19 protein-coding genes are annotated in these 22,769 nt (G+C 65.4%); 13 read left to right on the forward strand and 6 right to left on the reverse strand.

Going from position 1 to position 22,769, the window contains the following annotated elements; translation table 11 throughout:
• Nucleotides 1-89: 89 nt before the first annotated feature.
• Nucleotides 90-497 (reverse strand): response regulator, encoded by a 408-nt coding sequence (locus NF876_RS05165; RefSeq protein ID WP_262267773.1) that lies wholly within the window; start codon nucleotides 495-497, stop codon nucleotides 90-92.
• A 249-nt stretch (nucleotides 498-746) separates the two neighbouring features.
• On the opposite strand from NF876_RS05165, the gene NF876_RS05170 reads away from it, so the two are divergent.
• The gene (locus NF876_RS05170; RefSeq protein ID WP_262267774.1) at nucleotides 747-2,009 is read left to right on the forward strand and encodes an IS110 family RNA-guided transposase; all 1,263 of its coding nucleotides are present in this window, start codon (nucleotides 747-749) and stop codon (nucleotides 2,007-2,009) included.
• 178 nt (nucleotides 2,010-2,187) lie between these two features.
• Here NF876_RS05170 and NF876_RS05175 read toward each other — a convergent pair whose 3' ends face one another.
• Nucleotides 2,188-3,051 (reverse strand): histidine kinase dimerization/phosphoacceptor domain -containing protein, encoded by an 864-nt coding sequence (locus NF876_RS05175; RefSeq protein WP_262267805.1) that lies wholly within the window; start codon nucleotides 3,049-3,051, stop codon nucleotides 2,188-2,190.
• On the opposite strand from NF876_RS05175, the gene NF876_RS05180 reads away from it, so the two are divergent.
• From NF876_RS05180 to NF876_RS05190, 3 genes are all read left to right on the forward strand, one after another.
• Nucleotides 2,950-4,632 carry a sensor histidine kinase gene (locus NF876_RS05180; RefSeq protein WP_262267775.1) on the forward strand — a complete coding sequence of 561 codons (1,683 nt, stop codon included), beginning with the start codon at nucleotides 2,950-2,952 and terminating at the stop codon, nucleotides 4,630-4,632. The genes NF876_RS05175 and NF876_RS05180 overlap by 102 nt on opposite strands.
• Complete coding sequence (locus NF876_RS05185) at nucleotides 4,629-5,066, forward strand: response regulator (protein WP_262267776.1); 438 nt, start codon at nucleotides 4,629-4,631, stop codon at nucleotides 5,064-5,066. The genes NF876_RS05180 and NF876_RS05185 overlap by 4 nt, the downstream gene beginning before the upstream one ends.
• A 181-nt stretch (nucleotides 5,067-5,247) precedes the next feature.
• Nucleotides 5,248-7,326 (forward strand): sensor histidine kinase, encoded by a 2,079-nt coding sequence (locus tag NF876_RS05190; RefSeq protein WP_262267777.1) that lies wholly within the window; start codon nucleotides 5,248-5,250, stop codon nucleotides 7,324-7,326.
• A gap of 230 nt (nucleotides 7,327-7,556) precedes the next feature.
• Here NF876_RS05190 and NF876_RS05195 read toward each other — a convergent pair whose 3' ends face one another.
• Together NF876_RS05195 and NF876_RS05200 are read right to left on the reverse strand one after the other, a co-directional pair.
• Nucleotides 7,557-7,772, reverse strand: coding sequence for a DUF1059 domain-containing protein (locus NF876_RS05195; RefSeq protein ID WP_262267778.1), 216 nt, complete (start codon nucleotides 7,770-7,772; stop codon nucleotides 7,557-7,559).
• A 57-nt stretch (nucleotides 7,773-7,829) separates the two neighbouring features.
• Nucleotides 7,830-8,168 carry a hypothetical protein gene (locus NF876_RS05200; RefSeq protein WP_262267779.1) on the reverse strand — a complete coding sequence of 113 codons (339 nt, stop codon included), beginning with the start codon at nucleotides 8,166-8,168 and terminating at the stop codon, nucleotides 7,830-7,832.
• An 83-nt stretch (nucleotides 8,169-8,251) separates the two neighbouring features.
• Between NF876_RS05200 and NF876_RS05205 the strand changes: the two genes are divergently transcribed.
• The 4 genes from NF876_RS05205 (at nucleotide 8,252) to NF876_RS05220 (ending at nucleotide 13,460) form a co-directional block, all read left to right on the forward strand.
• Nucleotides 8,252-10,009: a histidine kinase famiy protein gene (locus NF876_RS05205; RefSeq protein WP_262267780.1), complete on the forward strand. Its 1,758-nt coding sequence runs from the start codon at nucleotides 8,252-8,254 to the stop codon at nucleotides 10,007-10,009.
• 131 nt (nucleotides 10,010-10,140) lie between these two features.
• Nucleotides 10,141-11,535 (forward strand): sensor histidine kinase, encoded by a 1,395-nt coding sequence (locus tag NF876_RS05210; RefSeq protein ID WP_262267781.1) that lies wholly within the window; start codon nucleotides 10,141-10,143, stop codon nucleotides 11,533-11,535.
• 735 nt (nucleotides 11,536-12,270) lie between these two features.
• Nucleotides 12,271-12,651 (forward strand): MarR family winged helix-turn-helix transcriptional regulator, encoded by a 381-nt coding sequence (locus NF876_RS05215; RefSeq protein WP_262267782.1) that lies wholly within the window; start codon nucleotides 12,271-12,273, stop codon nucleotides 12,649-12,651.
• Nucleotides 12,648-13,460 carry an NAD-dependent epimerase/dehydratase family protein gene (locus NF876_RS05220; protein WP_262267783.1) on the forward strand — a complete coding sequence of 271 codons (813 nt, stop codon included), beginning with the start codon at nucleotides 12,648-12,650 and terminating at the stop codon, nucleotides 13,458-13,460. Before NF876_RS05215 ends, NF876_RS05220 begins: the two co-directional genes overlap by 4 nt.
• Before the next feature lie 458 nt (nucleotides 13,461-13,918).
• Here the strand turns inward: NF876_RS05220 and NF876_RS05225 are convergent, their stop codons facing one another.
• Complete coding sequence (locus NF876_RS05225) at nucleotides 13,919-14,704, reverse strand: PhzF family phenazine biosynthesis protein (protein WP_262267784.1); 786 nt, start codon at nucleotides 14,702-14,704, stop codon at nucleotides 13,919-13,921.
• Nucleotides 14,705-15,197: 493 nt separating this feature from the next.
• Here NF876_RS05225 and NF876_RS05230 point away from each other — a divergent pair, with 493 nt between their 5' ends.
• The 4 genes from NF876_RS05230 to NF876_RS05245 all read left to right on the forward strand — a co-directional run bounded on the left by NF876_RS05230 (nucleotide 15,198) and on the right by NF876_RS05245 (nucleotide 19,894).
• Complete coding sequence (locus tag NF876_RS05230; protein WP_262267785.1) at nucleotides 15,198-16,835, forward strand: PAS domain S-box protein; 1,638 nt, start codon at nucleotides 15,198-15,200, stop codon at nucleotides 16,833-16,835.
• Complete coding sequence (locus NF876_RS05235; protein WP_262267786.1) at nucleotides 16,832-17,212, forward strand: sensor histidine kinase family protein; 381 nt, start codon at nucleotides 16,832-16,834, stop codon at nucleotides 17,210-17,212. The genes NF876_RS05230 and NF876_RS05235 overlap by 4 nt, the downstream gene beginning before the upstream one ends.
• 556 nt (nucleotides 17,213-17,768) lie before the next feature.
• Complete coding sequence (locus NF876_RS05240) at nucleotides 17,769-17,987, forward strand: hypothetical protein (RefSeq protein WP_262267787.1); 219 nt, start codon at nucleotides 17,769-17,771, stop codon at nucleotides 17,985-17,987.
• A gap of 758 nt (nucleotides 17,988-18,745) precedes the next feature.
• On the forward strand, nucleotides 18,746-19,894 hold the full coding sequence (locus NF876_RS05245; RefSeq protein WP_315975003.1) for a sensor histidine kinase: 1,149 nt from the start codon (nucleotides 18,746-18,748) through the stop codon (nucleotides 19,892-19,894).
• A gap of 509 nt (nucleotides 19,895-20,403) precedes the next feature.
• Here NF876_RS05245 and NF876_RS05250 read toward each other — a convergent pair.
• Nucleotides 20,404-21,375, reverse strand: a complete 972-nt coding sequence (locus NF876_RS05250; protein WP_315975005.1) for an aldo/keto reductase — start codon at nucleotides 21,373-21,375, stop codon at nucleotides 20,404-20,406.
• A 131-nt stretch (nucleotides 21,376-21,506) separates the two neighbouring features.
• Between NF876_RS05250 and NF876_RS05255 the strand changes: the two genes are divergently transcribed.
• A complete protein-coding gene (locus tag NF876_RS05255; RefSeq protein WP_262267789.1) occupies nucleotides 21,507-22,691 on the forward strand; it encodes a multidrug effflux MFS transporter in 1,185 nt (394 codons plus the stop codon).
• The last annotated feature ends 78 nt before the right edge of the window (nucleotides 22,692-22,769 follow it).

Raw genomic sequence — 22,769 nt, forward strand, 5'->3', positions numbered from 1 at the left:
CCTCACGCCCGATGCTTCAAGCTTTTGTTTCAAAACATCTTTTCACGCAGAACCGGTTCCCAATTTTGCGCCCGATGCCATGAGGATCGTCAGTTCCCGTGCGCCTTCTCCTGCCGCATGGATCCTGCGAGGATCGCCATCAGCCCCTCCCGGCTGAACGGCTTCTGGAGGAAGCCGAGCGGTCCGGTGGCCTCGGCCGCCGTCCGGGTGGCCGGATCGCCCGATCCCGTGATGAACACGTGCGGAATGCCCTGGGCCCGCGCCGCCCGCGCTACATCGATCCCGCTCAGGGTTCCCTTCAGCTTGATGTCGAGGAGGGCAACGTCGATCCCGGTCCGTTCCAGAGACTCGAGGGCCTTTTCGCCTGTTGTCACGGTCGCGACGACCTCGTGCCCAGCCTCCTCGAGGACGTCCACGATGTAGTCGGCGACGAGCCACTCGTCCTCTACGACGAGCACGCGCAATCCACCGTTCACATTGGAATCCTGATCCGGCATGTGGTTCCCGTTCCGTTCGCCTCGAACGACACCTCGGCCCCAATCTGGTCAGCCAGACGCCGGACGAGGCGCATGCCCAGCCCGGAGCCTTCCGCCGGCACGCTCCCTGTGTAACCCGAGCCGTAGCACGTTGCGAAGCAGCGCGGCGGAGCTGGCCCGGGTTGCGCAGCCGCGCTGCGTGGGGTGGTCATGGCCAGCCAGCAGGTCTCACAGTGATGTCGCTGAACACACGCTGGAGGCCGACCGACCATGACCAAGGACAATCCTACTCTCGCTCCTGCTACCCTGGTAGCGATTGATATTGCCAAGTATCGCCATGAAGTGCTCATCGAGGTTCCCGGCCGTGCCCGCCGCCGGCGGCTCACCGTGTTGAGCACCAAGGCGGAGTATGACCGTCTCATCGAGGCTTTGGCAGCTTACGGTGGCTCGGTGCTCATCGGTTTTGAGGCGACAGGCGATTACCATCGTGGGCTGGCCTACCGCCTGCTCTCAGCCGGCTTCGAGCTGCGGCTGGTCTCGTCCGTAGCGCTCGCCCGCACCCGGGAGGCGCTGCACAACGGCTGGGACAAGAACGATCCCAAGGACGCACAGGTGATCCTGCACATGCTCCGGATCGGGGCGACCCAGCGCTATGTCGACCCGTTGGCGGCCGGGATCAATGACCTGCAGGAATTGTCGAACACGCATGCGGCAATCTCGAAAGCCAAGACCGAGACCTGGCACCGGATCCTGACCCACTACCTGCCTCTGTACTTTCCCGAGATCGCGCGCTTTGCCGGCAACAGCCGCTCCGACTGGTTCTTCGCGCTGCTTGAGCGCTTTCCCACGCCGGGCAGCATCACGGCTCTGGAGCGGGAGAGCTTCATCCAGGCGGCTTGGCCTCTGGTCGGCAGCTTGGTTTCAAAGGCTAGATTGCTCAATGACGTCTACGAGACAGCCCGCAGCTCCACGGCTCTGCCGGTGGCCGAGGAGTCTGCAGCCATCACCATGTTCCGCATGGTTCTGGCCCAGGCGCGCAGCCTCATCCACCAGAGAAAGCAGATCGAAGAGCTCGCTCATGCCATGCTGGTCAACCATGGTGACTATCAACTGCTTCGCAAAATCCCAGGCATCGGACCGATCCATGCCCTCACGATCCTGGCGGAAGCCGGTGATCTGCGGCGGTTCGGGCACCACCGCCAATTTCTGAAGTACTGCGGCCTTGATCTGGCGACCCGCAAGTCGGGCACGTTCCGCGGCCGCACCAAGCTGTCGAAGTACGGCAATGCCCGCCTGCGCGAAGCCCTCTGGAGGGCAGCCCAGGTGGCAGCCCGCCAGCGCGACAACAGTTTCCGGGATAAACTTGGCCGCTACACCGAGCGTGATCGTCACGATGCCGATCTGCGCCGGAAGGCCATGACAGCCTTGACCGCCAAGATGGCCCGTGTGGTGCACGCGGTGATCAAAGGCGGAGCAGAATACCGGCCGTTCTTTGAGCGTCCGGTGCCGGGTGGAAGGACCTCTCCCTGTTAGAGCCGTGAGGGCGCACCAGCGACCCTGTAGATAATGTTTGGGCCTTCCACCTGGGATGTATCTCGTATTGAGGACGGTGAGGACCACGGCTGTGACCGCTGGATCCTGTGTTTGCTATGGGAGAGAACAATCCCGTTGACGGTGGAAGCCACCTGGCTCACTCTGTCTGAAGCGCCGATCACGCCAATCGGCGTGCTGAGATCTGTCGGCCCAGCGCCGCTGCTACTCCCTCACATAGGACGTTGTCGCCAATGGTCAGGTCCAGCCGTCCCTCCGTCCGCGCGAGCCGGACGGACAGGTGGCCCGTGCGTCCGCCCGGGAAGGCGTGCTTGAGGGCGTTGGTCATGATCTCGTTCGCCATCAACCCGAACGGCACCGCTACGTCAACCGGCATCTCCGTTTCTTCCAGGTCGCACGACAGCGTCACGCGTCCTCCCGTCAGCCCCACGAGGTTCCGGGCCAGGCGGTCGAGGAAGCCGGCGACGTTCACCCTGCGGAAGTCCTCGGATTGGTAGAACTCGGCCTGAAGGGCACTGAGAGCCTGGATGCGGCGCCCCAGGTCGGCGAGCTGATCCCGGTCGCGCGGGCTCTCGAGGGTCTTCTCGGTCATGCGCAGGAGGCTGATCACCATCTGGAGGTTGTTGTGCAGCCGATGGTACAGCTCCTTCAGCACGAGCTCCCGGTTCTCGCTCTGTCGGCGGAGTTCCTGGTTGCGCTCGTAGGCCGCGCGAACAGCCGTGGCGAGGCGGCGGAGCTGGTGGGTCCCTTTGACCACGTAATCGTCGAAGCCGTGCCGGATCGCCCGGACGGCGAGTTCCTCGTTGCCCGTGCCGGTGAACATGACGGCGCAGCATTGCGGGTTGGCCGCCTTGACCCGGTCGAACACCGCGAAGCCGTCCGTCCAGCGCAGGTCGAGGTCGGTGACGAGAATATCCGGCGCGTGTTGGTGCAAGACCCTCTCGAGGGAGCCGAGATCACTGGCCTGATTGACCTCCCCATCGGGGAACTCCTGGAGGACGGCCCGAATTGCAAGCGTACGGATGTCGGGGTCGTCGTCGACGAAAAGGATGTGCATGGGATCGGACTCACCGAGAACAGGACCGGACGGGGCGCATCCGGCACCGGAGCCAACGCGGAGGCAGGGCCATTGATCCTGTCTGGAGCCAGGCATGTGGCCGGGTCGGTCCCCGGCGGTCGAGACCAGGGCACCCATCCCAGGGAGCCGTCCCGCCGCGGGCCCGCCCCCGGCACGCTCGCGTTCCTGATCGCCGCCCTGCTGCTGCTGACGAGCGCGGTCAGCCTGAACCTCTTCCTCGGGCGCGTTGCGGAGAACCGCGCCTTCGTCCTGCGCACCAGCTCCATCCTTCGCAACATGGCCGAGTTGAACGTCGTCGTGCGGGCCGCCGAGGCGGGCCAGCGGGGCTTCATCCTGACGGGTGAGCGCCGCTACCTCGTTCCCTACGAGACCGCGATCCAGCGCCTCTGGGCCGAGTTCCGCGACCTGGAAAGCGCCGTCCGCGATCCTGCCCAGATCGCCCGCCTGCATCGGCTGCGGCCGCTGCTCGAGGGCAAGTTGGCGGAGCTGGCCAATACCGTCGGGTTGCGCGAGCAAGGCTTCGAGGCGGCACTGGCGGTCGTGCGCACGGATGTCGGGCAGACGCTGATGGAAGACATCCAGGCCGTTGTCGACGAGTTCGAGCAGGCCGAGCAGGAGATCATGGTCTCCCGCTCCCAGCTCCTGGAGGACCAGGCGCGATGGGCTGCCCGGATCTCAGGGCTGACAGCGCTGCTGGCCGTGGCCGTCATCGTCGTTGGGGTGCTCTGGCTCGCCCGGCAGCGGGCCGATGCCAGAGTGCTCGCGGCCGAGCGCGGCTTCCGGCAGGATCTCGAGCGGCAGGTCGAGAACCGCACCGAGGAACTGACCCAGGTCAACCGCGAACTCGATGCCTTTGCCTACACGATCTCCCATGATCTGCGGGCACCGCTGCGGGCCATGCATGGTTATGCCGACGCCCTCGCGGAGGATTACGCCCCGAAGCTGCCGGAGGAAGGACGGCGGTTCACCTCGAGGATCATGGCGGCGGCCGAGCGGATGGAGGCGCTGATCCAGGACATCCTGACCTACAGCCGCATGAGCCGCGAGGAGGTGAGGGTCCGCCCGGTCAGCCTGGAGGAGGCCGTTGCCCGGGTGCTCGCCCATGCCCGGCCGCGGATCGAGGAGACGGGCGCCGTGATCGAGGTCGGGCACCCGTTGGGCACCGTGGCGGCGCATCCCGCGGCGCTGGAGCTGGTTCTCGACAACCTGGTCGCGAACGCGGTCAAGTTCATGGCGCCAGGAGAGACGCCCCATATCCGGATTCGGTCGGAGAACCGAGGAGAATGGGTGCGACTCTGGGTCGAGGACAACGGCATCGGCATCGACCCTTCGCATCGGGAGCGCATCTTCGAGCCCTTTCACCGCCTGCACGGGGTCGAGACGTACCCGGGCACCGGGATCGGGCTGGCCATCGTGCGCCGCAGCCTGGAGCGCATGGGCGGGCGCTGCGGGGTCGACGCCGAAGCAGGACGGGGCAGCCGGTTCTGGATCGAACTGCGGGGCGCGGTCGGGGAGGTGGATCAATGACGGATGGTGGTACGACGATCCTGGTCGTGGAGGACAATCCCGATGACCGGGACCTTCTCGCGCGGGCCTTCCGGAAAGCCGGGATAGCGATGCCGCTCCGCTTCGCCGTCAATGGCGAGGAGGCCGTGGCGTCCCTCGAGGGCGCTCATGGCGGGGCTCTGGGATCCAGCCCGGCGGTCATCCTGCTCGACCTCAAGCTGCCTGGCCGCTCCGGCTTCGAGGTGCTGGAATGGATCAAGGCCCATCCGGCCCTCCGCCGGGTTCCCGTGATCATCCTGACCTCCTCCCGGGAGAGCGTAGACCTGAAGCGGGCCTATGATCTCGGAGCGAACTCCTATCTGGTGAAGCCGGCCCGTTCGGATGACCTGCTGCGGATGGTCGAGCAGATCCACGCCTACTGGCTCGGCCTCAACCAAGCCGCCACTCTGTCGTAAGCGCAAAAGGCAATGCGGGCCGACCCGGGAAACGCGCCGTCGACCCGGGGTCGACCCTCCTGATTTACGGGGGGGGGGGCGGCCCGATATCTGAATCCCTTCTTGCAAATCGCCATGGCCAAGGTCATGGATGGCTCCGTCTATGTCAGGTCTCCATGTCCGAGGCAGGAGTGATCATCCCGTGGGCAACTCCATCGCTGTTCCGGAGAGTGGATCGCGGAAGGTCACGCGTCCGCATCTCTCGACCATGCGCTCGCGCCTGCTCCTCCTCACACTCGTCCTGCTGATCCCGGCCCTCGCCGCGGCCGGCCTGTTGGTCTATGCCGGGTATCGTCATGATCGACGGGAGGTCGAGAAACATCTTCAGGAAACCGCCCGCGCGCTGTCGCTCATGGTCGATCGCCAGTTCGGACAGGCCGAGGCGCTGCTCTGGGCGCTGTCGACGTCGCCGCAGCTTCTCGGCAAGGATTACGCCGCGTTCGATGCCCGTGCCCGGGCGGCGATCCGGATCCCAGGGGCCTGGGTCAGCGTCTCCGATAGTCGGGCACAGGTCGTCAACACATGGCTCCCGCCCGGTAGTCCGCTGCCTCTCATCGGGAACATGGACTATCGAAAGGGCTCGGCCGTCGGGACATTGCGGATCAGCAACCTTTTCAGAGGCTTCGTGGCCCAGCAGCCGGTGGTCGGCGTCGATACCCTCGTGACCGCCAATGATGGCTCCGAGCTTTTCATCAGCGTCAACATGCTCACCGATACCGTGAGCCGGATCCTGGCCGATCAAGGGCTTCCCCCAACCTGGATCGGGACCATCGTGGACCGCAACGGGACGGTTGCGGCCCGGAGCCGGGATGCCGAGCAATTCGTGGGGAGGTCGGCGACGCCCAACGACATGACGCGCACCCTGGCCGAGGAGCGGCAAGGCGTCGCCGAGAGTATTTCCCTGGATGGCATCCCGACCCTGCTCGCCTTCGCTCGTTCGCCCGGTTCGGGATGGTCGACCATCGTCGCGGTCCCCCGGTCGGAGATCACAGGTGCCGCATGGCGGTCCGTCCTCTATCTCGCCGTGGCCGGAGGGTTGCTGCTGGCCCTTGCGGCCGCCATGGCGTGGTTGGTCGCCCGCAGCATCGCCAGACCGGTGAACGGCCTGGTATCACTGGCGCAGGGGGTCGGACGAGGCGAGCTGATCGCGCCACCGGCGAGCGGCCTGGCCGAGGTCGACCAGGCCGGCGATGCGCTGGCCCTGGCCTCGCGGCACCTCCGGGAGCGGGATGCGGCCTTGCGGGCGGGCGAGGCTCGCCTGCGGGCCACGCACGAGAATGCCGCGGTCGGCATCGCCGAGGTGGATCGGGAGGGGCGCTTCGTCTCGGTCAACGAGGCGCGCTGCCAGCTCACCGGGCACACCCGCGAGGAGCTGATCGGACAGCACTTCGCCCATGTCACGCAGGTTGCCACCCGGGACGCCGACATCGAGCTGTTCGCCCGTCAGGTTGCGGGGGAACTTGACACCTACACCACGGAAAGCCTGTTCACCCGCCGGGACGGCAGCTTCGGCTGGGTCCGCGTGACCAGCACGGCCCTGCGGGATGAAACCGGCACCTTCCTCTACGCCGTGCGGGTGGTCGAGGACATCACGGAACGGCGCGAGGCCGATCGCCGGCAGAAGCTGCTGATCGACGAATTGAACCACCGGGTGAAGAACACGCTTGCGACGGTGCAGTCCCTGGCCTGGCAGGTGACCCGGCCGGGCGTGCCGCCGGAGGTGGCGCAGGACCGCTTTCAGCAGCGCCTGCTGGCGCTCTCGCGCACGCACAACCTGCTGAACGAGACCCTGTGGGAGGGAGCCTCGCTCAGGACGATCCTAGAGGCCGAGTTCACGCCCTACGCGGGGGATTCCTCCCAAGTCCGTCTCGAGGGGCCGGATGTCGATCTTCCGGCGCGGTTGGCCGTGGTGCTGGGCATGGCCTTCCACGAGCTTGTGACCAATGCTGTCAAGTACGGGGCCCTGTCGACGGCCTCGGGCCGGGTGCAGGTGGACTGGAAGGTCGAGGATCGCGGCGAGCGGGTGCTCTTGACCATTGACTGGTGCGAGCTGGACGGACCCGTGCTGGAGACCGAGCCGCGCCCCGGCTTTGGCTCGCGGCTGCTGCGGCAGACCATCACCCGGGAACTCGCAGGCCAGCTCGATCTGGACTACGAGCGCGAGGGGGTGTGCTGCACGATCGCGGTCCCGATCGAGCCGGCCCGCCAGCAAGCCGCATGAGGCCGCACGGAGGGTGCGGGACGGTCTCGAGCGCAGGCCGCCAGGGCCTCTATGCGCCGCCTCAAGGACTGCGCATCGGATCCGATCCCGAACCCTGGGTCCCCTTTTCGCTGACGCGGCCCTCTGGGTCACGTCCGATGCTCTAAGCCGCCACGCGGGAAGGGGCGCAAGGCGGCGCAACCTCCCTCGAAGGGGGGAGGCGCCGGATGGGTCGCCGAAGGTGCGGCCTCTCAGGCGGCGCGGCTTGGGGCCGCCTCGGCGGGCATGCCGTCCCGGATCGCGCCCCGGAGCTGCTCACGCAGCTCGGGCGTGTCCTGGTGGCCGTGCACGGCCACCGCATGCTGTGCGGCTGCGTCCAGCAGCTCGGCCTCAGTGTCGGCGATGATGGTGATCGAGCAGTTCATCTCGCTGGGAAAGGCACGGCAGTCGATGAATTTGCGCCCCATGGCATCCTCCCGGATCAGGTCGGCAACCAGCCACAAATGATGCGTCCACGCGTCACATTACGCCCGGCGGATCAGCGCCGCAATCGGCCTGGCGCGCAGGCAGTACACGACTTCCCTTATGACGTCATTCTCGGGCAGGGGAGGCTGCTCGCGTGAACCACGCCGGGTGCGCCGATGATCCGGGTCCGTCACCAGTGGAAGTTCCTGGCCCATGCTCAGAGCCTCGAGCGCCGGGTCATGGCGAGGGGCCGCGCGGTCGCGGCTCTCGAACGCAGCGCCGCGGGGCCGGCCGACCCGGGTCGTTCCGGAACAGGCGGTTCGCCTGCGGGCCAGCCGCACGCGGCTGCGGCCGGGGAGCTGCGATCCATCGCGGTTGAAACCGACCAGGTCCGCCATAGCTATGGCGGTTCGCGGACGGGCGAGTACAAGCCCCAGCCCGTTCGCGCTTCCAAAGTTCGTTTAGAGGCGATGTGCCATCCATGAGCCAGAGTGACGAGTCCCGGCCCGACGACAACCCGCCGGCCCTCGATGTCCAGGGTGGGGGTCAAAGCATCGGCCTGCCCGCGGCGGGCGAGCACGAGAATGTGTCCTACAACCCCACCGGTGGCCCCGGCATCCACCACTGGCAGCAGGCGACGATCTCCGAGCCCGGTCTCGGCGAACGTGGCAGCGTGTTCTTCGCGGCCATCGAGATGACGCGCATGCCGATGATCCTCACGGATCCCAACCTGCCGGACAACCCCATCGTCTTTGCCAACCGCGCCTTCCAGGACCTCACCGGCTACACCGAGGAGGAGGTGCTTGGACGCAACTGCCGCTTCCTGCAAGGGGCCCACACGGACCGCGAGGCCGTCGCCGAGCTCCGTGAAGCCGTCCATGAACACCGGGCCGTCTCGGTCGAGTTGCTGAACTACAAGCGTGACGGAACCCCGTTCTGGAACGCCTGCTTCATCGCGCCCGTCCTCGACAAGGACGACAAGCTTCTCTATTTCTTTGCCTCCCAGCTCGACGTCACGCGGCGGCGGACTTCGGAGCAGGCTTTCCGTCAGGCGCAGAAGATGGAGAGCATCGGCCAGCTCACGGCCGGGTTGGCGCACGACTTCAACAATCTTCTCCAAGTGGTCTCCGGCAACCTGGAGCTGGCGCTCTCGCGCACGGACGACGAGTCCTTGCGCCGGCCGCTCGAGAACGCCAGCCGGGCGGCCGAGCGCGGCTCCAAGCTGACCAAGCAGCTCCTGGCCTTTGCCCGTAAGACTCGTCTTGAGCCCAGGCCGACGAACCTCAATAACCTGATCGTCGATTTCGGCGAGATGCTGGAGAACTCGGTCGGCCCGCAGATCGAGGTGCAGCTCAATCTGCGTCCCCGGGTGCCACAGGTGATGGTCGATCCCGTTCATCTGGAGATGGCGGTGCTCAACGTGTTGATCAACGCCCGCGACGCCATGCCCAAGGGCGGCGTCGTGACGATCGGCACGTCGAACATGCATCTGAATGGAAATGCTCCCGCTCACCACCTGCCACCGGGCGACTACGTTGCGCTCACCATCAGCGATGAGGGTGAGGGAATGCCGCCGCACGTCCTGGAGCGGGCGACTGAGCCTTTCTTCACGACCAAGAGTCAGGGAAAGGGAACCGGGCTCGGGCTCGCGATGGTCCATGGCTTCGTGCAGCAGTCCCTTGGGCGTCTGGAAATCGACAGCGAACGGGGCAAGGGGACGACCATCCGTATGCTCTTTCCGGCTGCGGACACACCGGTGGCGACACCCCGACAGCCGAATCGGCATCCTGTGCCTGCGGAACCGAGAGGACAGGCCGAGACGATCCTCGTGGTCGAGGACAGCAATGACGTCCTGGACCTGGCCCGGGAACACCTCACGGCCCTTGGGTACAACGTTCTTCTGGCGCGCGACGCGGATGAGGCTTTGGCCGTCTTCGACAAGGCGGGCGGCAGGATCGACCTGCTGTTCACCGATCTCGTCATGCCGGGCAGCATGAACGGGCTGGCGCTGGCCGATGCGGTTCGCGAGCGGAAACCCGATGTGGGAATCCTCCTGACGACCGGCTACAACGATGATCTGCTGACAGAAGAGAATGCTTCGGCCGGAGCCGACGTTCTCGGCAAGCCGTACCGGCGCACCGAATTGGCCGACCGGGTCAGGGTGGCCCTGAACGGTCGCGGACGCGAGCGGCAGGTGCCCCTGATCGACGCATCTCGGGGCCCGCGGCACGAGGGTTGACCCGGTACGGGAGCCAAAAGGCCGCAAGAGGCAAGATGACGGCGCCGGGATGCCAAACCGGTGGCGACAGCGGCCCGCAGCCTGTAGAAAGTGGCTGAGGATCGCAGCTCCAGGGATGAGACCGCCACGCCATGACATCGCTTGCCTCGGCCGGGAACCTGGATCCAAGCTGTCAGGTCCATTTCCAGGCGCAGCTCCTCAATGCCGTTGAGCAGGCGGTCATCGCGACCGATCTCGATGGCATTGTCACCTACTGGAACCGCTGCGCGGAACGGCTGTACGGGTGGAGCGCCGAGGAGGCACTTGGGCGCGACATCCTGGAACTCAATATCCCTGCGGAGGGGCTGCCCCAGGCCGAGGAGATCATGGACCGCCTCAGGGCCGGCCAAGTCTGGTCGGGAGACATTGTCCTGCGGCACAAGGACGGGCACACCTTTCCGGTCCATGTCACCGACTCGCCGGTGCTGGACGACAGCGGTCAGATGGTCGGCGTCGTCGGCATCTCGATGGAGATCAGCGACCGCATCCGCACCCTGGCCGCTCTCACCGGCAGCGAGGAGCGGCTCCGGATTGCCCAGCATGCCGGAGGCATCGGCACGTTCGAGTGGAACATCCGCTCGGGCGAGGTGATGGTGACGGAGGAGTTCTGCCGCATCTGGGGAATAGGGTCGCACACCTCGGTCCGGATCGGTGCTTTCGCGGAGTTCGTTCATCCAGACGACCGTCACCTGATCGCAACGTCGCTGGCCAGCTCGCTCGAGGATCTGGTCGCCTACACGGAGTACCGGATCATTCGGCAGGATGATCGGCAGGTTCGATGGCTGGCTCGGCGCGGGGAGATCGTGCGTGACGACGCGGGCCAACCGGCGCGGTTGGTCGGTGCCGTCTACGATATCACGGAGCGCAAACGCCTGGAGGAGCAACGCCAGCTTCTGATGCAGGAACTGACGCATCGGGTCAAAAATACGCTCGCCATGGTTCAGGCGATCTCCACCCAGACGCTGCGAACTGCTCCTTCCCTGGAGGCGGCGGGCGCCATCTTCAGTGAGCGACTGGCGACCCTTGCGCGGGCGAACGACACCCTGCTGCAAGAGAACTGGTCAAGCGCCAGCATCAGGGTGATCGTCGAAGGCGCCACCCGGCCGCACAACGACCACGGCCGGATCCATGTCAGTGGACCCGATGTGCCTCTCGGACCCAAGGTCGCGCTCGCCCTCTCGTTGACGCTGCACGAGCTCTGCACCAACGCGGCCAAATATGGGGCGCTCTCGGTGGACGCAGGGCGGGTCGAGATCACATGGCATGTGTCAGGAGAGGGGGCGGGCGCTCGATTCCGGTTCCGGTGGCAGGAAAGCGGCGGGCCGCTGGTGAAGCCGCCTCAGCGCAAGGGGTTCGGTTCACGGCTGATTGAGCGAAGCCTGGCCAGCAGCTTTGGCAATCAGGCCGGGATCACCTACGAGCCGACCGGCGTCGTCTGGAGCATTGAGGCCTCCCTGACGGCCCTTCAGGAGCAGGCGCCGGACTAGCGCATCGTCCGGGACCTTGTCTTGACCGCTCGGCCGGATGGGCACCCTCTCACGTCATCACTAGGCTTGTCCCACTCTCCACGTCATCACCGGGCTTGTCCCGGTGATCCCGCTTGTTTGAGGTACGGCGCTTCTCCGTATCGGGATCGCCGGCACAAGGCCGGCCATGACGTGCCGAGGTGGGAGGAAGGGCGGAGGGTGCCATGACGTTGAGGGTGTTGTCACCGGCCCTGACCACCGTCTCCACGTCATCACCGGGCTTGTCCCGGCGATCCCGATTGTTGGGAACGCCGCACCCTTCCGATCGGGATGGCCGGCGAGAGTCGGGTGATGACCGGCCGGCCATGACGTGAGAGCGTTTCGGTCCCATCCGGGAGTGGCGCTAGGGCAGTTCACCAGACTGACCTGAGATGTTCACTCTGCCCACCGGGTCGAGGGACTCGGTAGGACGCTCTGCCGAGTGGTTGTCGAGAATGTTGAAGAACGCGCCGGCGCACTGCGATAGAGCCCGCGGGAGCCTTGAACTGGCACGACCGCAAATTCGATCCGATCCGAAACCGACGGGCGCGGTGAAGGACGATCAGCCGCCGGTGGAGGGCTGCCTGGAGGACTCCGGTTGACAAAATGTCAGGTAGCTGACAAAATTGTCAGGTGCCTAACAAAACAACCCTTGCCGAGCAGAATGCGCTCCTCGCCGCGTGGACGAAGCGGTGCTACCTCGCTGGTCGCATCGCCATGGAAGCCGCGCTTCGTCCCTATGACCTGGGCGCTACGCAGTGGTATGTCCTGCACCATTTGTCCCGGCACGGTTCGATCAAGCAGCGCGAACTGCCGAAGATTCTTGAAGTCGAGCGAGCCACCTTGAGCGCGATCGTCGCGGCGATGGTGCGCAAGGGACTGATCGAGCAGGTCGCCGACAAGGATGATCAGCGTCAGAAGCACCTTCGGATGACGACACACGGGAAAAGACTGTGGGCCGAGGTCCCTGATCTCTCGTTCATTCACCAAGCGGCGTTCGAAGGGCTCGATGCCTCGGCGATCACAACCACCATCAGCGTCCTGGAGCGTGCTGTGGAACGGCTCGAGCGACTATCCGGCAAAGGAGCAGACACATGACAATCCTCGTCACGGGAACCACCGGATTGGTAGGAGCGCGCCTCCTGCCACGGCTCGTGGAGGCCGGTATCGACTGCCGCGCGCTCGTACGCCCCGGGAAAGCTTCGCCGACGGGGACGACGGTCGAGGGCGATATTCTCGATTCCGCTTCGCTCGTCGATGCCGTCACGGGCGTCTCGGCAATCGTCCATCTCGCTGCGGTGTTTCGTACGCCCGACTCCGACCTGATCTGGCGTTCCAACCTCGAGGGAACGCGCAACCTCATCGCGACAGCCAAGGCCCATGCCCCGAAGGCGCGCTTTATCATGTCGAGCACCAGCAACGTCTACGACGCGCATGGTTCACGCCCTGGTCGAGAGGACGATGCCGCTGAACCACAACATGCCTATCCCGCGAGCAAGCTGGCGGCGGAGAGGGAACTGCGTGGCAGTGGCCTGAACTGGTCGATCCTTCGTTTTCCTTTCGTCTACGGAGACAGGGACGGACATCTGGAATCCCTGCCGGCTCACGCGATCGACGCGAAGTGGCATCCCGCCCACAAGCTGAGCACGATTCATCACCGTGACATCTTCAGCGCGGTGAAGTTGGCTCTGGACGGCGCGCTGGATGGGCGGGTCGTCAACATCGCCGATGAGGCGCCGACCTCGATTTACGAGCTCGCGGAATTGGTCGGCCAAGTGATCGAGCCGTCTGCCGACCCTCTGAGCAATCCGTGGCATCTGCATATCGATGCCTCTCTGGCTCGCCGCTTGGGTTTTCGACCGACGGTCCGCACCGTTCACCAGGCAGTCCAGGAAGGCCTTTTGTGAAGCCATGGCGAGTGGCGGCCTCTACGCCGCGTCGATGCCTGAGCTGTCCGAGGGAACGTCCACCTGCGTCATGCAGCCTGTATGAGGCAAGCCTTTCCTTGAATGCGCGAAGGTCCGATTCTGATGCTGCGGACGGGCCCCGCCTCGCGGTGAGGTAGAATGGCTGCTTCGAGCAGCCGGGAGCCCAGAAGCAGCCCAGAAGCAGCCCAGAAGCAGCCCAGGAGCACGACCACCACCATCGGTCCGGATATCGCAAAGGGCGTCTTCCAGGTGCATGGCATCAGCGCCCGGGCGAGGTGCTGATCCGGCGTCAGGTCCGGCGCGGGCAGGCGATCAAGTTCCTGGCCAGCCTGTCTGACGGCCTACGCTAAGGTTGGCCAGCCATCCCGATCATGAAAGGCGCCGCACGTTTCCGATCCTGATCACCGACACAGGGCCGCTCTCGACCTTATGCCGACTCAGATCGCGGCCGTTCCCTCGAGATAGAACACGCAGCTTCCCTCGAGCTCGACGCGATCACCGACCAGGCGGCACACGAGTTCACCTCCACGCCGCGAAGCCTGGAAGGCCCGGAACGTGGTCTTGTGCAAACGCTGGGCCCAGTACGGGGTGAGGGCACAATGGGCGCCGCCGGTCACAGGGTCTTCGGGGATTCCCTTGGCCGGGGCGAAGTATCGACTGGTGAAGTCGTAGCCACCGTCGCCTGGGGCTGTGACGATCAAGCCGCTGCGATCCAGCGCGGCCACCGCCGCAAGGGCCGGCCTCAGGCTGCGCACCTGATCCGCCGTCTCCAGCAAGGCGAGGTAGTTGAACGCGTCGGCCATCACCTCGACAGGGTCTTGTCCCAGAGCTTCTGCCAGGAGAGGCGGCGGCTCGACAGGCCTCGATACACGCGCCGGAAAGTTCATGATGTAGCCGGTCCCTCTGCGCTCCACGCTCAGGGGACCACTGGCAGAGTGGAACACCACGCTTCGGCGATGCGGCGCCAGGCGCTCCATCACGACCGCCGCGCTGGCGAGCGTCGCGTGTCCGCACAGGGGCACCTCGACTGTCGGCGTGAACCAACGCAGGTGATAATCCTCGCCATCCGGCACGAGAAAGGCGGTCTCAGCCAGATTATTCTCGGCAGCGATCGCCTGAAGGGTCGCATCGTCGGCAAAGCGCTCGAGCAGCATGACGGCAGCCGGATTCCCGGAGAAGCGGCGGCTTGCGAAGGCATCGATCTGATAAATGGGGACGAGCAAGGTTCGATCTCCGACAGAGGCGACGAAGACAAGCGACGATCGCCGACGGAGTCAAATCCTATGTTGCGCCACGCACGGCCGAGGAACCCTTGTGACCCCCTCAGGGCGAAGGCCCGGCCATGGCACGAGGCAGACGAAACCCTAATTTCCGCCGTCACAGGGGAGCAATCTTTCGTCAGGCCACGCCCAACGGGGCAGTTTGACCCGTGGCGGACCTTTGACGCAAACCGGATCCGGATCCGCCATTCCCCCGTTCGAGCCCTTCCTCAAAGGCTCTCAGTCCTTCCGAAAAGGCAGAGTTGATCGGTCCCAACCGGGCAGATCCGTGCCGCGGAAAAACTGGGCCCGGGCACGGTGCTGTCGGGTGCCGTTTTCGTTCCTCAAGACAGGCTTCGCTTCATCGCGACCGAAAGTGATCTCTCGACTTGAGCCGGGGCAGCGATATCTAGGCCGCATGATGTTCTTGCGTCGTTACACAATCCGGCAGTGCTTGATGGCCTTCGGTGCCGCCCTCGTGCTGCCGGGCCTCGTCTTTGCGGCCATCCTGCTATGGCGCTATGCCGATGCGGAGCGTCACCATTACGAGGAAGAAGCGCTCGGCACCGCTCAGCGCATCATGGCCGCGGTTGATCGCGAACTCGTAGGCATCCAGTCGGCGGCGCAGGCGCTCGCCACCTCTTCGTCGCTGCTCGAGGGCAACTTCGAGGCGTTCCAGAGCCAGGCGGAGATGACCCTGCGGTCCTGGGCGCGGCAGGGAACCGACAACTATGCCGTCGTGGTCCGAGACACCATGGGCCAACAGGTGGCGAACACCCGCTTGCCCTGGGGCTCATCCCTGCCGAAGGGCGCCAACCTGCCGATCGACCAGCAGGTGATCGCCACAAAGCAGCCAGTGATCCAGGACCTCTTCACCGGAGCCACCGCAGGCCGGCCGATCATCAGCATTCGGGTTCCGGTCCTCAAGGACGGCACCGTCACGCACGTGCTGTCGATGGCCGTCGAGCCGAGGCGCATCGCCGAGATCCTGCTCGCTCAGAACCTGCCCGCCTCATGGGTGGCGACCGTGATCGACCGGGCTGACCGGGTCGTGGCTCGCTCCCGCCAACATGAGACCTTCGTCGGCAAGGCTGCTCCTGACGAGTTCCTGAAGGCTTCCCGGGAGGCGGACGGCATCTGGGAGGGGCGCAACCTCGAAGGGACGGAGGTGCTCGGCGCTTATGCCCGTTCTGGAGCCTCGGGCTGGACGACGTTCGTCGGCGTGCCGGCCGAGATCGTCCAGGCCCCGCTGCGCCGCTCCCTCTGGACGCTGTTCGGCCTCGGAACGGGCCTGATCGGGCTGTCTCTGCTCCTGGCCCGCAGCTTTGGGCGGCGCATCGCCGTTCCGGTGCGGGGATTGGCCGATCAGGCTCAGCGGCTCGGTCGCGGCGAGCCCGTGGTGTCGCCCCCGAGCGGGTTGGCAGAGGTCGATCAGGTGACAGGCGCACTCGCGTCGGCCTCCACGGAGCTGCACGTGCGGGAGGCTGCCCTAAGGGCAAGCGAGGCGCGCCTATGGGCGACCCAGAACAATGCCGCCGTGGGGATCGCCGAGGTCGACAGGGATGGGCGCTTCATGTCGGTGAACGAGGCTCGTTGCAAGCTCACCGGACACACCCGCGAGGAGCTGATCGGCCAGCACTTCGGCCATGTGACCGATCCCGAGATCCTTGTTCACGATCTGGCCTTGTTCGCTCAGCAGGTTGCGGGTGGGCTGGACGCCTACACGACCGACAGCGAGTTCCGGCGCAAGGACGGCAGCAGTGGCTGGGCGCGCGTAACCAGCACAGCTGTGCGGGATGCCGGTGGTACTTTCCTGTATGCAGTGCGGGTGGAGGACATCACCGAACGTCGGCAGGCGGACCGGCGCCAGAAGCTGCTGATCGACGAGCTGAACCACCGGGTGAAAAACACGCTCGCCACAGTGCAGTCGCTGGCATGGCAGACTGCCCGTCCCGATGTGCCGCCGCAAGTCGCCCAGGAGCGCTTCCAGGAGCGGCTGCTCGCCCTCTCGCGCACGCACAATCTTCTGAACGAGACGCACTGGGAGGGGCCTCTCTCAGGGCGATCCTCGAGACGGTGCTCGGGCCCTACATGACCTCTTCATCCCGCGTCCGGATCGACGGACCGGAGGTCGACCTCGCGGCGCGGGCGGCGGTGGTGCTGGGCATGGCCTTCCACGAGCTTGCCACCAATGCCGTCAAGTACGGAGCCCTGTCCTCTCCATCGGGCCACGTGCAGGTCGACTGGACGGTCCAGGAGCAGGGAGATGAAGCGAAGCTGGCAATCAACTGGTGTGAGTCGCGTGGGCCCACCCTTGAGGGCCGGCCGAACCCGGGCTTTGGCTTTCGCCTGCTCCGGCAGGCGATCACACAGGAACTGGCTGGGCAGCTCGACCTCCGGTTCGAGCGGGCGGGCGTCTGCTGCGTCATTGCGATTTCGCTCGGATCGTCCGCCAGGCAAAATGCAGCTTGAGGAAGCTCATGAGCCGAGGATGTCAGGCGGTCCAGCCATGGGAGCATGGCGGATGACCCCTGAACCGCTGAAACACGCTGTTCAACTATCAGTAGTGCGATGCATTTTCTCTGCTACGTCAAGCTTGACATTGCCGTTCGTCTTATCGAGGGATCGTCCAAAGCGTGACAGGCGGTTCCAGCATCGGCCTGGTATGAACGCTTAGCTCCAACTGCAGCCGCCGTGTGAAGGCAGGCGCTGTCTTGCGACGGACTCGAAACACTTTGATAGAATTCGTGAGGGAATAGAGCGCCACCTGCCTCCGTTTTGCGACCATGCCACATCATCCGAAGTCAGGATAAGCTCATGTCTCACAATGAATCTTCACACGACAACTCATCTGAACCCGAGAATGGCACAGATGCCGCCCCGTCGTTTCAGCGTGCGTCGATCCTGTTTGCTGCCTCTCTTGGCTCCTTCATCGGAGCAAGCCTTCTGCTGGCGAGCCTCTGACACGTGGGCCAGCCTTGGCATTCCCCTTGGAGCGGCTGCGCGAGGTGAAATCATGGATAGGGAAATGACCGATCACCGGGTCGAGTTGGTTGCTCAGGCCATTTATGAGTCTCAGCCGCAGGCATGCTCATGGGACACTGAGCCCACGATCTGCAGAGAACACTTCCGGCAGTGTGCCCGCAATGCGATCACGCTGCTGGATGAAGACATTGGCGTCCTTCTTGTCGCGTTGAGGGAGGCCACGGCCGAACGGCGGGTCGGCACCACGGGCGCACTGGTCTGATCAAATCAGCCGACCAGGGTACCCTGTTGTCGATCACGAGCTGACGTCACCCGGGTCGCGTACGGCCTCGCTCGCTGAAACCTGGGTGGCTGCCTTCGCCCTCCAGCTTGCAGGCAGCGATGGCACCTGCGAGCGGGCCACGGGCGCTGCATGGAGATATCCCTGTGCATGGCGGCAGCCCAGCGCCGCGCAGGCACTGCGCTTGGCCCGGGGTCTCCACGCCCTCGGCCGTCACCTCCATGCCGAGCTTCCGACGCCAGAGCCGTATCCTTCGTCGGCACGGGCCCCGCGGCCTCGGCTCCGAGCTTCCGGAGCGCCGAGGCCATCTCATCGGCAATGTAGAACCCGTCATCCACGACCAGCACCCGGCGATTGCCGAGGGTTCCTGCTGCTGGGCGTGTCATGCTCGTCCGCCGCATCTCTCCCGCGGCGGGAGCGGAATCTGGCGTAGGCGAAACGGCTTGGACCGAGGATAACCTGCGTTGACGGGGGCGTTCCGGAAAAACGACTTAGAGCTGCTTCCATTCACGTGGAATCACCTCTCTTCTTTGCCGAGCCGCATTTTTTGACGGTGAACCGGATCCACTTCACCGAAAAATGCTCTAGAGGCTCGGCGGACGAAACCACGCGGGTGTCGACCGATCCCAGCCGCGGGCGGGAGCCGTTTACCACGCTCCCGGTGCCAATGAGAGCGGACGGGAAAGCTCTGCGAGCCTTATCGGCCGCTCGCGCGTTGTAGAGGTCATATGAGCGCGGCGATGAACACTACGACATCTCAATCCCGGACGGTCTGGCCCGCAGGCGGGGGCGAGATGGGCGAGCGCATCCGCCAGCACGACTGGGCCGCCACAGCGCTCGGGCCCGTTGGAACCTGGCCGCAGAGCCTGAAGACCGCCGTCGACATCATGCTCGCCTCGCCGGGACCGGTGGCAATCCTCTGGGGGGCTGATCGGATCCAGCTCTACAATGACGGCTACATCGCCGTTGCGGCCGCCCGCCACCCGTCCATTCTGGGGCGACCTGCCGCAGATAGCTGGTCGGAGGCCTACGAGTCCTTCCTTGGTCCGGTCTTCGAGCGGGTGTTCGACGGGGAGGCGGTGGCCATCGAGGACCATGTGGTCCTGCTGCGCCGAGCCGAGGGCGACGGGTTCGAGGAGCGTCATTTTGCAGGCTCGTTCTCGCCGATCCGGGACGAGACGGGTGCGGTGGGCGGTGTCTTCCACCCTCTCACCGAGACAACCGCCCGCATTCGGGCCGATGCCGCGTTGCGCGAGAGCGAGCGCCAGGCCCGGCTTCTGCTGGCCGAGTTGCAGCACCGGGTGCGCAACACGCTCGCGGTGATCCGCTCCATTGCCCGCCGGACGGCGGTCACCAGCGAGACAGCGGAGGACTATGCCATGCACCTGGACGGGCGTATCGACGCCTTCGCCCGGGTGCAGGCGGCCGTCACGCGGGATCCGACCGCCGGTTTGGATTTGGAGCTTCTGGTGGCCGAGGGGCTGCTGGCCTTCGGGGCCCAGGAGGGTGAGCGGGTGGCCGGCATCACGGGGCCGGAAGTGCGCCTGAAGCCCAAGGCGGCCGAAACCATCGCGCTCATCATCCACGAGCTGGCGACGAACGCCGTGAAGTATGGTGCCCTGTCGACGGACCAGGGGCGGATCACGGTGGAGTGGACGATCACCAGGGAAGAGGGCGGGCCCCGTCTCGTGTTCCGCTGGATCGAGACGGGGGTGAGGCTGTCAGGTGAGACGCCACGAAGGCGAGGCTTCGGCACCGAGCTGATCGAGCGGACGCTGGCCTATGAACTGGACGGCAAGGCCAGCCTGGAGTTCACGCCGGACGGTCTGCATTGCATCATCAGCCTGCCCACCGGCGGGGTCCTCGCGGAACAGGTGCTTCCGCGGTAGTCGGCCCCTCGACGGAGGCGGCCAGCATGGCTCGCCAAGCCGCAAGTCGATCCTGTTCGCGTCTGGGCGGAAGGGCAGGTCTTGGCGCTCCTGAGACGGAGAGCATCGGACGTGAACAGTGGATCCAGGTTTGGGATCGGATCCGATGCTCCCCTCTTGCCTGGCGCATCGTTGAGCGTGGCTCGCTTTCGTCCGCAGGATGCGCTCGGCGGTCCACCGATCGCGTTCAGCGGGACACGCCCGGCGATGACGTGGAGGGTGAACACCCGGTCCGGCCCTGACACCCTCCCCACGTCATGGCCGGCCTTGTGCCGGCCATCCCGATCCGGTGAAGCGCGGCGTTCCCAACGATCGGGATCACCGGCACAAGGCCGGTGATGACGTGAGAGGGTGGGGCGAGCCCGGTGATGACACCCTCCCATGTCATGGCCGGGCCTGTCCCGGTCATCCCCATTGTCCGATGCTCCCATCTTGAAGCGGTGAACCGGATCCACTTCACCGAAAAATGCTCAGCGGTACACCGTTGCCATGTCAGGATAGCGTTGGCCCGAGGCTGCGCCGGCCGGCACGGTATCGGAAATGCGGGTCACGTCCTCCGCAGACAGATGCACCTGCAACGCCCCGAGGTTGTCGTCCAGCCGTTCGCGCCGCTTCGTGCCGGGGATGGGCACGACATCCGGTCCTTGCGCCAGAAGCCAGGCCAGCACGAGCTGCGCCGGCGTGCATCCCTTGTCCCGTGCGAGCACTTCCACCCGGTCGACCAAGGCCCGGTTATGCGCGAAATGCTCCGCCTGAAAGCGGGGATGCTGGGCCCGGCGATCCCCTTTGACCTGGTCCCGATCATGGATTCCCCCTGCGAGGAATCCACGGCCGAGCGGCGAATAGGCCACAAAGCCGATGCCCAGTTCCCGGGTGGTCCGCAAGGTCTCCTCCGCCTCCTGACGGTAGAGCAGGGAAAACTCCGTCTGGACGGCACTGATCGGATGAACGCTGTGGGCCCGGCGGATGGTTTCCGGTCGAGCTTCCGATAGTCCGAGATAGCGGACCTTGCCCTGCCGCACGAGGTCCGCCATGGCCCCGACCGTCTCTTCGATCGGCACGCGAGGGTCGACACGGTGCTGGTAGTAGAGGTCGATGACATCGACCTTGAGACGCCTCAGGCTGGCCTCGCAGGCTTGGCGCACATATTCGGGCCGGCCGTTCACGCCTTGGCCCGTCTCGGACCGCACCTGACCGAACTTGGTGGCAAGGACCACCTCATCGCGGCGCCCGGCGATGGCCCGTCCGACCAAATCTTCGTTCTGCCCCCAGCCATACATGTCGGCGGAATCGAGCAGGGTCACGCCCTGGTCGAGCCCATGGCGTATGAGAGAGACAGCCTCCTCGTCATTGCTCTCCCCGTAGACGCCGGAGAGGGACATGCAACCGAGGCCGAGGGCCGACACGACAGGGCCGGATCGTCCAAGCTGCCGGGTCTCCATCCGTTGTGGCTGTGTCATGGTAGGGTTCCTTGTCTCCGGGACCGTCGGGATGGGATAGGTATGGCAGGTGCCTCCCGATCGGCTAAGGTTATGTTGATCACCCGCTGGCGATTTCCACTCACAGAGGCGACATGATCCGAAAACTCGATCCCCATTCATTCGGTTTCCTGGCCTTGGTCGCGCTCTTCAGTGGATTGGCCGCCCTCGGCACGGATATGGCCCTCTCCGGCGTGCCGCACATCGCAGCGGCATTCTCCGTCTCGCCGGGCACGGTCGGGCTGACCCTCAGCGCCTTCATGGCAGGCTTCGCCGGTTCGCCCCTCGTGTACGGGCCGCTGAGCGATCGGTTCGGGCGCAAACCGGTCATTCTGGTCTCGACAGCGATCTACACCCTGGCGGGGCTAGGCTGTGCGTTGTCACCGAGCTTCGAGAGCCTGGTCGTGTGGCGCTTCCTTCAAGGTTGCGGAGCCGGCGCGAGCCGCTCGCTGTCGGCTGCGATCATTCGGGACCTTTTTACCGGTTCGACGGGGCGCTCGAAACAGTCCTACGTGCAGGTGATGCAGCTGCTGGCTCCTCTGTCGGCCCCGACCATCGGGTCGGTTCTCCTGCTGCTGTTTCACGATTGGCGCAGCATCTACTTCTTTTTGTCTGCGACCGGAGCTCTCACCTTCGCCCTCATGCTGTTGTGCTATGCGGAGTCCTATCGGCCTGGCGCTCAGAACCGCCTGTCGGTCCGGCAGCTTGCCGGCAATTATCTGCGCGTGTTCACCACACGGCAGAGCATCAAGTTCCTTTTGATCCAGACGCTCATGTTCGGCTGTCTGTTCTCCTACGTGACGGGATCGCCGCTCGTCATGATGGGCGTCTATGGACTGTCGCCGACGCTCTATGGAGCGACCTTTGCCTTGACGGCGTCGGGGATCGTGACCGGCAGCTTCCTCAATGGACGACTGAATGCCAGGGGCATCGAGCCACAATACCCGCTCACGGCGGGTCTGGTCATGGGGGCTGCCTGCAGCATCGCTCTGCTCGTGCTGATCTCGATCGGTCCCTTGCCCCTCGCGCTCCTGTTGCCCCTGGTTGTCCTGGTGTGTCTGTCATTCGGTCTCGTCGGCGGCAATGCCGTTCAACTGGCCCTGGAGCCCATGGGCGATATCGCAGGGCTGGCATCCTCCATGCTGTCGGCGAGTTCGCTTGGGTTCGGGGCCGCAATGGGTGTGGCCGTGTCGCTGTTCCACAACGGCACGCCCCTGTCCACGGTTGCCGCCATGGCGGCCTGTTCCATCCTGGCCCTGGTCGTCTACCGGATCCTGTAAGAGCAAGGCCAGGGCATGGCCCGCGCGGGACCGGGGACGAGAGCACCGGACGTGAAAAGCGGGTCCACTCTCGGGTCC

This window comes from Microvirga yunnanensis (assembly GCF_025460875.1).